Genomic DNA, 15,685 nt, shown 5'->3' on the forward strand with positions numbered 1-15,685 from the left:
CTTTGAGACATCACCGTCTAACTGATGTTTCAATCAGAGATATAAAAGGGTGGGATTCTAGTTTTATTAACTAGAAAGCTGTTGAAATATCAAGTAACTAGACTACGTAACATCATTCTATAAAAAAGCATTTATAGTGCTTTTATTTTATGTTTTTGGGATTAATTGACTTCATTTACCTTATTTTACCTCTATCTAAAATTTATTATTTAATAATAGCAATAGTATATTTTTACAAAATAAGAATAAATATATTTATGTTAATTAACGAAATATGTCGAATATTGTAGAATTATGTATTATTTTAGTGAATAATGGAATAATAGCTCTCTTTTTGGGGTTTTTCAGTTGATTATAATATGGCGTAACATGTAGTTGTAACTATAATTTCAAATTTCTGAAAATTATTCCGTTAGTAGTTGATTTTTTTCCAACCAATCAAAATCCTTCTATTTTTTTGGCTAACAAAATACGAATGGTTAGATTGATTGGTTGGTTATAAAAGTGGATAGAACACCAATCACTCAATTTAAGATTATATTAATGCAGTACAAATAGGATATGATAATTCATACCATTTAGGCGAAAATTGTCATTTTTATTATCTGAACATTTATAATAATCACAAAAATAAACGTTATTACAACTAAAGGGGGTGATAAAGCATATAAATTCCTCATGTATCTTTTGGCTCTCAGATTTCTTTGTATTAAAAATAATTAAAAGAATATTTAGGAGGGGATAACGATGAGTGAAACGATTGAATTATTTGGATGGGATACTGTATATGGATCAAGCTTTGCGACTGCTAATGATGCTATTAAAGAATTAAAAAGTACCCCTGACAGTTTTAACGCAGAAAGTGATGATAAAACTATAACGTTAACGGGTAATTGGGGAGATTGGGAAATTACTACAGAAAGTGATGGCAGGAACCTTTCTCTACTTTGCCCTATAGTTGACGGAACGTATACAGGTATTTCACAAAATGATGAAAATCTTGATGGTGGAAGTATAACTATCGAAGTAGAACTTGCATTTTTACAAGAAATTTTAACAGAAGAGGAAAAAGATATACAGAAATTAGTAATAAGCAATGATACATCAATTAGTATTGTTGGTCACAGTTTTTCCAACATGGAGAGAGCTGACCAAGCTATTTTTAAAGAGTTATTTTTAGAATGGTTTCAAAAAAATATAACAGAATTTAAACACGTATTTAGTATATTTTTTATGAACGCATCAAAAGATAAAACTTTTAAATGGTTAACTCCAACAGATGTTAGTTTTGCTATCTCATCAATAAATACAGGAGACAAAAAACAGGATTTAAATAAAAGTGTTATAGGAATCATGATGATGACAGAAGGAAATCCACGTCCAATCAACATTCATAGTATAGATGAAAGGATGTTAAGGGACGGTAAAGCATCATTTGCCATTGCACCTAGGTTATTTTTGGAAAAATGGCTTCTCCCAGGAGTTGTACAAGCTTTTAATGTTGATGAAAGTTATTTTGACATAAGGCTTGATGGAACAAGCATAGAAAATATTAAAAAAATCAATTGGGCTAAGGCCAAAGTTAATAACGAAACAGTAGATATTTCTGTTGAAGCTGGACAGTACAGCTTGTCACTATTTCAAAATACACTCAAAGCATCATTTGATGGTGTTAATTGGAGTTCAGATGAAAAGCACTATAATGCATCTATGCAATACACACAAACTTATCAACTTCATGTTGGTAAGGACGGACTACTTACATTAGTTGAGATCGATAATAGTGACCCTCATATAGATATATCATCAACTGGTAATTGGGAATTAATCCTTGACCTTTGTCTAGATATTGGTTTACCTCTTTTAACTGCAGGGTTAGGCTTTGGTTTAACTAAGGTCGGGGAATATTTAGGACTTAAGGTTATATCAGAGGATGCTGTTAAGGCTGAGGCAGAAAAAATAACTGATGAAAGCTTGAATAAGGCAAATCAAGCTAATGTTGACGTCGTATCTCTTAATGAGGATTCACAAATTGCTTCAATGCCTATAAATAGTAGATTCCCTTTAATAGAGCTAGCACAACAAGATGTAGACTCGGCGTCCATAGCCTCATTAACACAAGAGAATGTAGCGTCATTAGATCCTCAAAACTCATCATTATTGTTATCACCTAGATCTCTACTGGATGCGCAAAATGGTATTTTGCTTGTAGATGAAAATGATGGTTCAGTAATTTCATCTGTAAGATCATCGGAAAGTCTACCATCGTTAGTATTGGACTCTGACGATGAGAGTCATTTTGCTGAAGATGGGAGTGTTAGATCAGACTCGCTAGTAACTATCCCTATAGATTCTAGTAACCCTAGTGTAATTTCATCCTTTGAGGCAGAGCCGGTTAGTAGGAACTGGAGAACACCCCTTTCAGGAAGAACATTTCACACAAAATACCTTAAAGCAGCTATCGCAATCTCAGGAATAGGCGGTGCTATTAAAACACTGGTTGATTGGTCAGATGGAAAATTTACAGATCCAGATGTAACATTAGGGAAAACAAATACAGTTCAAGGCTTTACGGAACAAGCTGTAACTTCAGTTCAGTGGGCGAACGACAGCGAGTTCGAATTAACAGACATTCAATTAGTAGGTGGAAATATGTTATTAGTTGGTGACTTAAAGTAAAAAGAAATGAACGACTAACTTTAGTTATTCTAATAATCTTCCACGCTTATCAAAGAATACAGTTTTTAACTTTGGTCAGCGTGGATAAATGAATTTTCTAAATGAGTGTTGTTCTAAAAAATAGAACTTAAAGGAGGAGTACTTACTTATGAGCAGTTATCCGATTATCGATCTATTTGGATGGGATACTACCTATGCCATTAGTTACAAAAATGCGAATGATGCTATAAGAAACTTAGGGTCAACTCCTGCTGGCTTCGATTATCAAGATCCTCAACTTGGCCAAATAAATGGTGCATGGGGAGATTGGGAAATTACAACTAAAAGCGATGGCCAAAATTTAGTGTTAAAATGCCCAGTTCTAAATGGATTATATATCAGTGGGGTTGATAAATCTGTAACGACCCTTGATGGTGGATGGGTTGAAATTGAGGTTAAACTTACGTTTATTGAGCAAAAAGAACAAGATTACTTTGATTTCTTTTCAATCCAAGGTACAGGAAGACAAAATAACCTTATGATTCAAAAAAGTGATAATCCGGACGTACCTACTGTAAGTTTAGAGAACGCAGAATTTAATTATAATTCGGTGGTATCAAAAGCTCTTGGTAATCAACTATTTCTTGATTACTTTGAAAAGAACATTCTTACAGATTTTAAACATGTTTTTTCAAAATTTATTGTAGGTCAATCAGCAGCAAAAGGACAATTCTTATGGTTAAAACCAACTTCACTCCACTACGCCTTAAGCTCTTATAATGAAAGTGAAGACGAGGAAGAGAATTTAGAGAAAAGTGTTTTCGGAGTTTTAGCAATGACCGAAGATAGGAAACCTCCTGTTACGGGGCACAATATTGATGCCAGGATGATACCAGCATCTAGTGCTAGTTCAGCTTTTGCTATAAGTGATACTAGATTTGTAGAAAATTGGTTACGTGCAGGTGTACTTGCTATGAATTTAGGATCAAAACCAGAAGATTATAAAATTCAAGATGATGGCTTAACAATTACAAATAAAAATGAAATGCATTGGACAAGTTTTAAAGATGTCAATGGGAAGATATATGATGCAAAAATACCTGCTGAAAGCTTTACTATGACTCTTGACAATAGTGAAATAAAAGTAGAATTTACTGATTTGAATTTCCCTGTTGATAAGCAAGTTACTGCTCACTTACATGTTATTCAACATTATGGAGTTTCTCTTGGATCAGGAACAGATGCAGATGGAAATACTTATAGAAACGTTTTACAATTGGATGAATTAAAAGACCCTATAGTTAATATAAATTATTCAAATAAAGCAGATTTGAAAGAACAAATCATATCTATAGCAGTTTCTGTAGTTGTAATGAGTTTAATAGGATATGTTGGTAAGTTAAAGGATATTGCCGAAGTTGCTGACGCTGTGGCAGAAGATGTAGATGAAGGCATAGCAGATGCAGCGGCAAACGGGGAAGATACAGCAACAACAGATTTATTTGAATCTGCAAAAGGTGTTTCTGATGCTATGTCCCCTGAAGACGAGGAGTTATTTAATAAAGAAGTTGGTAATAATCTCTTTGATACTTTTCGCTCAGCATATGATGAACTTGATGAACCACTACTAGCAAATGATTATGGTTCTAATGTAGATAGTTGGGCTAAATTTGAACAAAGTGGTGATTATTCACTATTAAACGAAGAACCAGATGAGTTTTTCACTGATGATTGGGATGCTTTTAAAAACCAATTCCCTGAAACAGAAGATGCATTGGATAAAGGTGCAGAAAATGCCGAAGAAGCAGGTCAAACTGAAGATGGTACAGCTGAGGAAGAACAAACAAGTAAATATGATAAAGTTAAAAACGCAATTAAAGAAAGTCCAAGAAAGATGGGTGAGTTTCTGAAATCACATAAATACAGAATAAGATACGGATTTTATTCTGCATTAATTGGTGGACCAATAGGATCAGCTCCTGAACTCATTGATTATATGGCTAAGAAAAAATGGAGTAAAGTTCCATCGATAGATGAATTCGGACAAACATGCGTTAATTCAGTTCAGTGGCCAGAAAACAGTGGCTTTAAACTAGAAACAGCATCTCTTCATTCATCTCTTTTACTTGGAGGGGAACTAGTGCCAGTCATACAAGATAAAGATTCCTCTGAAAATTAAAATGTGAGAGGAGTGGTTTTCTTCATGGTTAATGAAACAAAAACTTTAAACTGGGACACAGTTTTTGCTATTCCTATTTCTAAGGTAAATCAATATATAATAGATCAAAAATCATCTCCTGCTAGATTTTCATTTCAAGATAATGAAGGAAATTCCATTAGTGGAGATTTTAAAGACTGGCAGATTAAACAGGGTGGAGATGGTTCATTAATTTGGCTTTCCCTTCCTATAAAAAATGTTAGTGGAAATAGTCAACTACTAGGAAATTATCAATTAGAAAGTGGAGAATTGATTGTTGAAGTAAAGTTAAGGTTTTTGGACCATACTGATAACGAGAACTCATTACAAAAGCACTTAAAAGTAAGGCACTCTTCAGAAACTCCTGAAGATCCTGTAGTCAGACAGGTGAAATTTACTGCTAACGTTCCTCCAAGTGGATCCTCAGTGGATATTTTTGGAGATGAAGCTGCAAATGCTGTAATGAGTAGCCTTATTATTAATTGGTTAAATGAAAACTTGATAGATTTTGACCATGTTTTTGCTATTATTAACCTCAATAATATGATTGATAAAGATGCAGATTGGGCGTGGTGTACGCCCTCTTATGTTGATTATGCTTATTCAAATGGTCCTTCAGAAGATAATAGTTTACTTGGCGTGTTGTGTATGACAGGTGGTAGACAAGCAGGAGTCCAACAAATTCAACAAATAGATCCTTTCGTCATTCCTGAAAATAGTGAGGCAGGATTTATTATCTCTAAGGAAAGATTATTAAAGGATTTAATCCTCCCAAATATTACGTCAAAATGGAAAAACTCACAAAGAAGTGATTATGAAGTTGTGGTGGGGTCAAATCCTGATACAGGAATATATCAAACACTATTACAATTAAAGTCTGGTAAATCAATAAGGTTAGATCAGGTTAAAAATAATGGAGATGTTTATACTCCTTATATGAAGAATATGGAAATTTCATTAGAAGGAAATCTCATCGTCTTAAATGGGTATACCGAGACTAAGGTAAATTCTGATATAACAGCTTGGTGTAAAACTACTCACAAGTATACACTTACTTTACAGAATAATAAAAATGGTCAATCAATCATTTATAGTGAATATCAAAGCCCAATTGTTATACATGGTACAGTTAATAATACTCCGGTAATAGAAAAGTGGATTGAGACAGCGATTGGAATCATTGCTTTTGGTATATTAGATATTCTAACAGATGGTATTGCATTTGTAGCAAGTTCATTATTATTAGGTTTAGTACTGGGAACAGCTGATCTAGAACCAGAAATCATTCAATCATTAAATGAGGATACATCACCTTCTATAGATTTACTCTCATTTAATGCAACTAATCCTATTAAGTGGTCAATCTCAGAAATATTTAAACTAGATATAGCACGATTAAATGGGCCATTTCAATTAGGAGGTACTCTATATCCTAGTAGCTAGGACTTTTACCAGATGGAATCTTATAGCAGTTTCATTGAAGATGTGACTGCTATAAGAATTTTTAAAGAGACTAAGCTAAAGGAAGGAGTGTATGCTATGGATACTATGGGCTGGGATTCGTTATATGTATGTTCAATTGATAGAATAAACAAACAATTAAAAAATAACATGAACCAAGTTATTACTGATTTCAGTTTCGTAAAGAAAGACCCAGAACATCCAGATGGAGATGTGGAAATACATGGGGTTTTTAACCCATGGCAAATTGAATTAAATGGTTCAAATTCATTGTTATGGTTTTCAACGCCAATAAAATCTGGATCCTTAAAAATTGGTAGTAATAACGTTTATGATATAAGTGGAATTAACCCCATTATGGAAATGCAGTTACATTTTATAAATAGTGCCCTTAATGTTAATTCTACGGAACTTACTTTTAACGTTCAAATTAAAGGAGAAAAGGTTGGAGATTCGACTGTCGGAGCGGTGACCACTGTAGAACCAGATTCTACAAATAAAATCAATAGTCAAACATCACTAAATACATGGTCAATGTTAAAGGTTTATTTACCCGAGCTATTTATTGAAAATAAAGAGAAACTTTCCTATGTGTTTTCGAACATAAACTTTGAAACTCAAAACACTAAATTTAATTGGTTAGCACCAAAACAAGTTAACTACGTTTATAAGAAGCCTTCACATATGAATGAGGGTTACTTATCAATATTAGGCTTAACCTCACATGATGATCCAACACAACTAAAGGATGATATTGATCCAACATTACTAGACAACAAGAACGGGATATTTATGTTGATCTCTAATAAACTCTTTCTTAAACATATCATTATGCCCGAATTAGCAGATTCATTTGGAAATGGAGCAACATCTTCAAATTTTATATATCAAGGAATAAATAGAACGAATGGTAAAATAAAAAATAAAGGAAGTCTAAGTTGTGGTTCCATAAAGAAGGGACTAGAAACATATCATCCTAAGATCACCGATCTAACTATATCTGTTTCAGATAACTATCTTATATCTAAAGCATCTGGGAAATTTGCTATAACTGGATTAGCAAATGCATCAGTGACTTTCACTATCACTAGTAAAAATAAATGCGAATTCAATTCATCTGAAATGACCATTAACTTTATCAAAGATCCCAAGCCAAAAGTCAAATATTCAAAACATATTCCCTGGTATGATTGGGTTGTTTCAAGTATTGGTGGACCTATTGTAATAGGAATTGTAGATTTAGTAATGGCAACGGTAACAAATGCTGTTAGTAAATCTGTATCAAAATCATTGGCATTACATGGAGGTACGTCTTTTTTAGGTAATCTAGGTGTTGATTTTGTTACATGGACTGGATCCAATAATAATTTTGTAATAAAAGACGCAGGGTTATCACAATCATTTTATATAAAAGGTGATTATGTGGACTGGCTGGATATTGCTCAGTTTAGTACTTATTACTGTAATATTGAATCTGTTGATGACATCTTCAATGGAAATTATGTGTGGAAAGTAACAACAACTAATCATAAAAATGTACTGCAAAATATTCATCATAAAATTGATAAAAACCCTAAAAAGAAGACATATACATTTAGCGTGTGGATGAAATCTGATGTAGAACATACAGTAACATTAAGATTAAGAAATAATGAAAAGACGGAACAATTAGATCAAAGCGTCTCTGTTGGTAATGATTGGCGTCAATATAAAGTTACAGTTCCTTTTAAGTTGGATAGTGAATGTATTCACACATTTTTGTATCCAGCAGGTAAAGAGGTTGGACAACATGGTTCTATCTATGTATCTAATCCAGAACTTTCAACAACCTAGGTTAGAAAAAAGGATTCAGGAACAAAACCCCTTAGAACAATTTTTAATTATTTATTTTACAAATTCTGGTTGTAACTTAAACAATGTAAACGTAGACTACAGCTCAACTGTTATACCGAATTTTAATCAATGTTATTCAAAAAAATGGCGCAAGAGGCTAGTAAAGACTATCTGGAATTTCCCTATTAAGTAAACACAAGTGATATTGTGTTTCGTAATATATCTATATGAATGAACAAAAAGAAGGAGTGTAGAATTTGGGATAATTCATATTAACATTTTTATACTTATCATCGGTGTGATAATGTTAAATTTAGGGTTTGATATCAAAAAAAGATGGATCATTAATCTATCCATCTTTTTTCTTACTATATCAATTGGATTCTTAGGAATAGGATATTTATGGGTATTGTCCATAATGCCCAGTGATTAATTAGTTAATCGGGAAAAAATAAAGTTCTTAACAAGGTTATATGGAACATAATAGAAATTATGGTTACTGCTATTTAAGGATAAAACTGAGATGTGTGCTAGGAAAAAAAGTACCTCACCATTCCTGGTGAGGTACTCCAAATGACATTAAATGATCAATACGCACTATCATCTTTCAGGTGGACAAATTTTATTAAGAGAAATACCATCTGGAGCTGGATCACAGTTCTCACCGCCACCAGTGCCACCACCACCAGTCCCAGAAGGGGAATATTGGAAAGCAACATTTGTTACAACAGGCACACAAATCTGGGGAGATGAAAAGGGTCAGCTCACGTATGATCATGAAAAAGATGATAAGTTCATATTGGAGTATATTGGAGGATCCAATGAGTTTTCACAAATTGAGACTTTAGAGTACACATATGAGACATCTTCTGTAGGTGTTAATAGTAGAGAAACGTTTACTGAACCACCAACCAAGAAAATATTTACTGATTATAGTAAAGGTAGTGCAAAAGTTCAAGAGAATGAAATTATACAAGTTACTGTCAAATGGAATCAGTTTGAAGAGGTATTTGACTTAATTAATGAAATAGATTAATTAAAGAAACATAATAGAGATAATTGTTATATTATAGGTATTATTTGCATACGATGTAAATCCTTCAATGGAATTTTGAAAATTTAAAATATATTTATTATTTTCTGTTTGATTATAAATTATTAGGAAACTTATTGATTAATGAGTCGGCTGTTCTTCATAAATGAAAAATTGGGACCTTTTATTTGACATAATCAGCAATCTACTTTGCATTATAAGTAGCTTAGCTCCATTTGTCCATTATTAACAAAGACTAAAGCATATTTTTGCCACGCTAAACTTGTTAGTCCAACCTTCTATAGAAAAGAATCATAAATATAAAGTATATACAACTATAGGAGGTGACAATTACTAATGAAAGATAAAGATTGTAAATGCAGGGTCGTTCCACCACCACCACAAGGACCACAGGGGTCACCGGGGAAACAAGGGCCAATGGGACTTCAAGGGCCACCAGGACCACCAGGACAGCCAGGAGTTTTAACTTACGGAGTTTTAAGAGATGATGGAGGTCCATTTCCTGGAGTGGATGCGCAACCAATTACTCCCTTGGGAGGAGCATATGACACCCCAGGGCCTTTTAGTGGTACTACACTTAACCCTCTCTCTATTACTGTGCAAAATGCTGGTGACTACGAAATTTCATTTACAGTTATAGTATTCGATGCAGATGATTCAGGATACAATTTTGAAATTGATTTAACAATAGACGGTGTATCACGATCTGATACAAGTATAGGAATGGTGGGAGATCCAGGAGTTGTTACAGAAAATACAATCACAAGAACCACTATACTATCTTTAAATGCTGGACAAACAATTAGTACAGAGGTATCTTTAGTGTCAGGAACAACCATATCTTTTATGAGGCCCTCTCTTAGGGTAATACAGTTATCTTAGAGAAATGAAGACTCCCAGAAACTGACGATTAATAACGTCAGTTTCTTTGTATATACATGAATACAATATTCAAATCTAGTATACATAATAGCAGCTATCGGAAGTCTTGTAGAATAGCAAAACCATCACACATTTACTTTACTATTCTGTATTAACTAATTCGGTATGATCACAACAGCCTCCGGATTAACCCCAACAGACACAGTGGCAATAACGGAATGAGTTTTCACATCAATGACAGAAACAGTCCCAGGATCAAAGTCATTTGCAACATAAGCTAATTTTCCATCAGGTGTAAAAGCAAGATCTTCTGGCTCGTTCCCAACAAATACAGTTGCAATAACAGCATGCGTTTTCACATCAATGACGGAAACAGACCCAGGGGTAATATCGTTAGTAACATAAGCAATTTTTCCATCTGGTGTAAAAAAAACATCCTCTGACTCATCTCCAACAGACACAGTGGCAATAACGGAATGAGTTTTTACATCAACGACGGAAATAGTTCCAGGAATATCATCATTTGCAACATAAGCGATTTTTCCATTAGGAGTAAAAGTTACCCGTGGATTCTCCCCAACAGACACAGTGGCAATAACGGAATGAGTTTTCACATCAATGACAGAAACGGTCCCAGGTTCAGTGTCATTTGCAACATAAGCGATTTTTCCATTAGGAGTAAAAGTTACTCGTGGAAAAATGGAAGCAGGAGGCACAGGCACAGTAGCAATCACACTATGTGTTTTTGTATCCAAAACAGAAATTGTAGAATTAGAACTAGCAAAATAGATAATTTCACCATCGGGTGTGATAGATATCACGAAACCAAAATTACCTGGAATTGTCGCAATAATAGAGTGCGTTTTTGTTTCTACGACAAAGATAAAACCATTACTCGCAACATAAGCGATTTTTCCATCAGGCGTAAAAACTGTTTGAGCAGTTTGTACGGTAGTGCCAATTGTCGCTACCAAAGAATGCGTTTTGGTGTCTATAACATATATATTTCCATTACTATCACTCGTAACATAAGCTAATTTTCCATCAGGCGTGATGGCTATATCAGTTGGTTCAGTCACACCGGGTACAGTAGCAATTACCTCATGTGTCTTCGTATCAATCACAGATACATTATTGGAATTAACATTTGCTACATAAGCCAACCCCATAAAAATCACCCACTCCATCATTTATTATTAATTTAATATATGAAGAATAGTCGAGATATGCGATTGATGATTTCAAATTAGTGTCATATCCGAAAAATGAATAATCTTGTATATATTATTGAAATCTATTTTACATAATTGGAGCTATAGGAACAGCAGATGCATTTTCACAATCATTAATATAACTATATTTTTACAAAGTGAATGATAAAGAATATACATGATTTTTTACATTGTTAATTTACCAAAGTTCTTTTCATACAAGTAAAATTCATTTCCAAAATCTCTTGCATAAAAAGTTTTTGATATGATGCATTTTATTAAACTCAAGTTAAGTTGTGTTTACTAATTATCAATCGTTAATGTTATGCAACAAAATGGTGCTTTTCAGAAATGTTACTGAAAAGCGTCTTTATTTGTGTACTTCTTTCCGCGGCCTTAATTCTATAGTGTAAAATTAGTAGGAGAAAAGTGTGTGGATTGGAAAAAGATATAATATTTAAAGTGTACATATCGTGGGGGAATGATGAAAACACATTAATTATCGGAGCTACTGTATTAACAGTAATTCAAGTTAAATTGTAATTGTAAATGATGGACATTGATTAATATTCATATATACGGGGGTTATATAATGAGAGTAGGGAGAAAAATAAAGGAGATTATTGATTTTAATAGGGAAGAATCTCTAAGTGAAGTAAAAGAAAATAGAAAATTTATGATTAGTATTTTCTATCCAGTAGATAGCTTGTGGAAGGAAGAAAAAACTCCTGTATATTTAGACTTGTTTTCTCCACAAGATGAGGAAGCAGAAAGAAACTTTAGGAATATCGGGGTAAGGGAAAATTATCTTAGAGATTTAACTATAAACTGCTATAATGATGCACCTATTTCTGAAAACTATTTCAACTCTCCTGTTATTATATATTCTCCTGGTATGGGAATTGATAGAGATATGTATCTTTTTAATATAAGTAGACTCGTCTTAGAGGGTTATATTGTGGTTACAGTGGGATCAACATATGATACTTTATTTACTGTGTTTCCAAATAAAGAGATAGTATATCAGAGTAAAATTGTTCAAGATTCACCATCAACTAATTTTACGTTTCTAAAACAACTAATTGACATAAGAATTGATGATATCTCTTTATTGTTAGATTCTTTATCTGTGTGGAACGAAACGGATACCTTTTTTAGAAGGAGATTTGATTTAAATAGGGTTGGAGTTATTGGACACTCATTGGGCGGAGCAACAATATATGAGCTGGCTAATAGAGATGTACGAATTAAAGCAGGAATTATACTGGATGGCAGTTTGCATTTAATCTCTCATGAAAAGAAAATAGATAAACCCTTCATGTCAATTCGACAAGAAAAATCATCCTATGAGCAAATGAAACAAGTCTGGAGTAACGAGATTGCAGAGGCATATAGTAATGGGCAACAATTATTATACGATGTTTTAACAGGGGATAAATTATTTCTTAAGATAAAAGACTCAGATCACATGTCATTTACTGATGTACCAGTAATTTTTAACCATAATGATAATCTAGATGAATCAGTAAAAGTAGTTCACGATACAATAAATGAACTAACTATTGCTTTTTTTGAACAATTTTTAAATGGTAAAGATACTTCTTTTTTTGAATGGGTTAATAGTAAAACGAATAATCCAAATATATACGTAATCGATTGTAAAGGGGAAGTAGTGTGATACAAAGTGGGTTGTAATACAAAAACCCCAAATGTTTTGTGGTTACATTTAATCATTAATGTGTTTATTTAGAATAAAAGTGCTGTACAATTCATGGGTTGATCTTACACAATCTGGCGCAAGAAGCTAGTAAAGGCTATTTGGACTATGTTACGGATAGTTACCTATTAAGTAAACACGGGTGATATTGTATGAACTAGTGAACTAAATTAGATAAGGGGAAATGACTATGCTAGAACACGTTTTTCCAACTAGTTTGAATTACATTAATTTTAAGTAGGTGACGTATGAATAATTTTATGCAACGATTGCATGAAATGATTGATGAACTACCTAATGTAGAAGTTTTTAAGTTGTTAAGTTATGTTTCATTTATAAAAGGTAGGTATGATTTCATTCATTCTTATAAAAACAAGAGAAGTATAGTACGGGAAATATTCTAATAGTTACTCATTCTGTTGTCATTAAAACATTACTAGCATTCTTTAAAGATTATCCCTTAGAGAAATTATGGGCACCGCCTTTTATTCACAATACAAGTCTAGCAATAGTCGAATTAAATGGTAAAGAAAGATACATTGATTTGTCATATCTAAAAAAGGGATTCTATAAGAGAGGTGACCAAAATGATAAGAAAAGCAATAGGTGCAATTGTTTATCAAGGAAATAAATTTTTAATCGTTCAGAAAACTAATATAAATACGCTTCAAGGTATACAAAATATTAAGGCTGAATGGGATTTCATAAAAGGAGGAGTAGAAAAAAACGATAAGAATTTACATTGTACACTATTCCGTGAATTAAAAGAGGAGACTGGTTCAATAGAATATAAAGTAGTAAAAGTTTTTAAAGAAATGATCTGTTTTGATTTTCCAGATGACCTAAAAGAGAAAATAGGATATGACAAACAGGAAACAACTATGTTTCTCGTAGAGTTTTTGGGTGATATTAATGCCCTTATGCCAAATTATAATGAAATTAGTAAAATAAAATTCATAGAAAAAGACAAGGTAGTAGAAATACTCACCAACCAAGATACAAAAGATTATTTTACAAAGTATTCAACAGTTTAGTAGGTGTCTAAATAGACAAATACACAAAAATGGTGAATTTATTCACTTAAACTTAAGGGAGCTTTAACTGTAGAAAATATTACATTTTATCTCGAATTCAGGTCTTCAGTAAATTGGGGCATTAATTAAAAAAATATATTGAGATAGAGGTAATAAATTTAGGTTTTATAATGATACCAGCAGATTAGTTAGTATACATGCAGCGACATTCAATAATGGCTGTAAATGTGATGGTAGTCCAATTGAACCTTTTGAAGAAAGAACGTTTATACTTCCAGAAGATAGATATCCATGGGTAAAGATATGGGACCACGGGGGGGGGGACAATTTCAGTATACAAGATTGATCTTCAGCAATATGGTGCATATCTGAAATATAGATATGTGCCATTATTTATTTTAAGGCCATATTATTGAATACCATCCTTATTTAACCAATACTTTGGTTTGATGGGCATACCGCGGTACCAGTGTTGCCACACGACCAATAAAAATGACCTTCTGTCGGGTTCACCCTCGACCGCATAGGAACGAATGCTGTGTAGCTTCAACCCCTTGAGTTGGGTAAGCATTTGGCGTAGATAAGTAGTAGCAAAATCTTTCCCTTCAAAACGGTCCGGCATGTTGAGAGAAGGAGCGTATGGGAACTCTAGCACGATGTCGTCCGTGAAGTATTCAAAGCTCTCCTCGGTGCTATTTGCGGAAAGTATAAATTGCGCCACCTTAATGTTGGACGCTGCCACTGGAGAAATGTTCACTGTTGTATTGTTTTGATTGGTCATTATTAATCCTCCTATAAAAAGTATTCAACTACTGTTGTGTATCGAACAGGTGTTGTGTAACTTTATTATAGGCGCAGCTTTACTCCCGCTCAAGTAACAAAACCCTGTTATTGTTGCATAAGCTACATTCTCCCCTAACTGTTTATTTAATTGATGAGATTGTAATGTTTTGGATCTGATAAATGGAAGAACTTCCAATCTAACATGCCTTCCTAAATTTAAGTCATTCCATTTTTAATAATTCCCTAATAGACAAACTTGCATATTTCAAATAATCTTCTGGAGATTTACTGCTGTTCTCCTTCCAATCGATTGAAGCTCCGTAGATCATCCAACTTAACATAGTGGCAATCATTCTTAGTTTTTCATTACTTTGATCCGGGTACTTATTTAATAGTGACTGAAAGATAATCTGTTCAAGTTCCTTTTTTAATAAAGCTTCTATATGTCCGGCCATATCATGATAACTTCTCTGGCATCGGTCAGATAAGCTCATGTGAAATTTTGTAATGGATAAGAATAAACTCTTCAACATTCCCTCATTGAACTCTTTATTATTCGACAGTTCTTGAAGTACATTCTTCATTAAATCTTCTTTTATTACTTTTTCGAGCAAATCATATTTATCGAGAAAATGGTGATAAAAGGTTGCTCGATTAATCATGGCTCCTGATGTAATATCACTGATCTTAATACTATTGAAATCCTTTTTTTCTAAGAGTTCTATAAAAGAATCAATAATGAATTTCCTAGTTCGAACTGTACGTAGGTCTGTTTTTCCCTTAACCATAAAGATAACCTCCATCATTTTAGAATGATTTTAGACATTTCACTTAAACTGTGGCTTACGCAACAAA

11 protein-coding genes and 1 pseudogene are annotated in these 15,685 nt (G+C 33.1%); 9 read left to right on the top strand and 3 right to left on the bottom strand.

Annotated features, from left to right (window positions below):
* Nucleotides 1–747: 747 nt before the first annotated feature.
* From SLH48_RS19455 to SLH48_RS19480, 6 genes are all read left to right on the top strand, one after another.
* Nucleotides 748–2,679 (top strand): TULIP family P47-like protein, encoded by a 1,932-nt coding sequence (locus tag SLH48_RS19455; protein WP_320259491.1) that lies wholly within the window; start codon nucleotides 748–750, stop codon nucleotides 2,677–2,679.
* A 148-nt stretch (nucleotides 2,680–2,827) separates the two neighbouring features.
* Nucleotides 2,828–4,837 carry a TULIP family P47-like protein gene (locus SLH48_RS19460; RefSeq protein ID WP_320259492.1) on the top strand — a complete coding sequence of 670 codons (2,010 nt, stop codon included), beginning with the start codon at nucleotides 2,828–2,830 and terminating at the stop codon, nucleotides 4,835–4,837.
* A 24-nt stretch (nucleotides 4,838–4,861) separates the two neighbouring features.
* A complete protein-coding gene (locus SLH48_RS19465; protein ID WP_320259493.1) occupies nucleotides 4,862–6,298 on the top strand; it encodes a TULIP family P47-like protein in 1,437 nt (478 codons plus the stop codon).
* 96 nt (nucleotides 6,299–6,394) lie between these two features.
* Nucleotides 6,395–8,149 carry a TULIP family P47-like protein gene (locus SLH48_RS19470; RefSeq protein ID WP_320259494.1) on the top strand — a complete coding sequence of 585 codons (1,755 nt, stop codon included), beginning with the start codon at nucleotides 6,395–6,397 and terminating at the stop codon, nucleotides 8,147–8,149.
* 583 nt (nucleotides 8,150–8,732) lie between these two features.
* Entirely contained in the window at nucleotides 8,733–9,185 is a 453-nt protein-coding gene (locus tag SLH48_RS19475) for a hypothetical protein (protein ID WP_320259495.1), read from the top strand.
* Between the two features lie 354 nt (nucleotides 9,186–9,539).
* On the top strand, nucleotides 9,540–10,085 hold the full coding sequence (locus tag SLH48_RS19480; protein ID WP_320259496.1) for a hypothetical protein: 546 nt from the start codon (nucleotides 9,540–9,542) through the stop codon (nucleotides 10,083–10,085).
* Nucleotides 10,086–10,240: 155 nt separating this feature from the next.
* On the opposite strand, the gene SLH48_RS19485 is transcribed toward SLH48_RS19480, so the two are convergent.
* Nucleotides 10,241–11,254, bottom strand: coding sequence for a cytochrome D1 domain-containing protein (locus SLH48_RS19485; protein WP_320259497.1), 1,014 nt, complete (start codon nucleotides 11,252–11,254; stop codon nucleotides 10,241–10,243).
* A gap of 634 nt (nucleotides 11,255–11,888) precedes the next feature.
* Here SLH48_RS19485 and SLH48_RS19490 point away from each other — a divergent pair.
* From SLH48_RS19490 to SLH48_RS19500, 3 genes and pseudogenes are all read left to right on the top strand, one after another.
* A complete protein-coding gene (locus SLH48_RS19490) occupies nucleotides 11,889–12,974 on the top strand; it encodes a hypothetical protein (protein ID WP_320259498.1) in 1,086 nt (361 codons plus the stop codon).
* Between the two features lie 427 nt (nucleotides 12,975–13,401).
* Nucleotides 13,402–13,644: pseudogene (locus tag SLH48_RS19495) on the top strand (histidine phosphatase family protein); the annotation flags it as partial.
* On the top strand, nucleotides 13,601–14,047 hold the full coding sequence (locus SLH48_RS19500; protein WP_320259499.1) for an NUDIX hydrolase: 447 nt from the start codon (nucleotides 13,601–13,603) through the stop codon (nucleotides 14,045–14,047). The pseudogene SLH48_RS19495 and the gene SLH48_RS19500, both read left to right, overlap by 44 nt.
* A gap of 409 nt (nucleotides 14,048–14,456) precedes the next feature.
* Here SLH48_RS19500 and SLH48_RS19505 read toward each other — a convergent pair whose 3' ends face one another.
* Together SLH48_RS19505 and SLH48_RS19510 are read right to left on the bottom strand one after the other, a co-directional pair.
* Nucleotides 14,457–14,828 carry a hypothetical protein gene (locus SLH48_RS19505; protein ID WP_320259500.1) on the bottom strand — a complete coding sequence of 124 codons (372 nt, stop codon included), beginning with the start codon at nucleotides 14,826–14,828 and terminating at the stop codon, nucleotides 14,457–14,459.
* A 223-nt stretch (nucleotides 14,829–15,051) separates the two neighbouring features.
* Entirely contained in the window at nucleotides 15,052–15,618 is a 567-nt protein-coding gene (locus SLH48_RS19510) for a TetR/AcrR family transcriptional regulator (protein ID WP_320259501.1), read from the bottom strand.
* Nucleotides 15,619–15,685 lie beyond the last annotated feature (67 nt).

It is taken from the genome of Cytobacillus sp. IB215316 (genome assembly GCF_033963865.1).
Classification (GTDB): domain Bacteria; phylum Bacillota; class Bacilli; order Bacillales; family SM2101; genus Nanhaiella; species Nanhaiella sioensis.

Coding starts and splice junctions, on each gene's coding strand:
- SLH48_RS19455 (WP_320259491.1), top strand. CDS start 748: ATGAGTGAAACGATTGAATTATTTGGATGGGATACTGTATATGGATCA.
- SLH48_RS19460 (WP_320259492.1), top strand. CDS start 2,828: ATGAGCAGTTATCCGATTATCGATCTATTTGGATGGGATACTACCTAT.
- SLH48_RS19465 (WP_320259493.1), top strand. CDS start 4,862: ATGGTTAATGAAACAAAAACTTTAAACTGGGACACAGTTTTTGCTATT.
- SLH48_RS19470 (WP_320259494.1), top strand. CDS start 6,395: ATGGATACTATGGGCTGGGATTCGTTATATGTATGTTCAATTGATAGA.
- SLH48_RS19475 (WP_320259495.1), top strand. CDS start 8,733: ATGATCAATACGCACTATCATCTTTCAGGTGGACAAATTTTATTAAGA.
- SLH48_RS19480 (WP_320259496.1), top strand. CDS start 9,540: ATGAAAGATAAAGATTGTAAATGCAGGGTCGTTCCACCACCACCACAA.
- SLH48_RS19485 (WP_320259497.1), bottom strand. CDS start 11,254: ATGGGGTTGGCTTATGTAGCAAATGTTAATTCCAATAATGTATCTGTG.
- SLH48_RS19490 (WP_320259498.1), top strand. CDS start 11,889: ATGAGAGTAGGGAGAAAAATAAAGGAGATTATTGATTTTAATAGGGAA.
- SLH48_RS19500 (WP_320259499.1), top strand. CDS start 13,601: ATGATAAGAAAAGCAATAGGTGCAATTGTTTATCAAGGAAATAAATTT.
- SLH48_RS19505 (WP_320259500.1), bottom strand. CDS start 14,828: ATGACCAATCAAAACAATACAACAGTGAACATTTCTCCAGTGGCAGCG.
- SLH48_RS19510 (WP_320259501.1), bottom strand. CDS start 15,618: ATGGTTAAGGGAAAAACAGACCTACGTACAGTTCGAACTAGGAAATTC.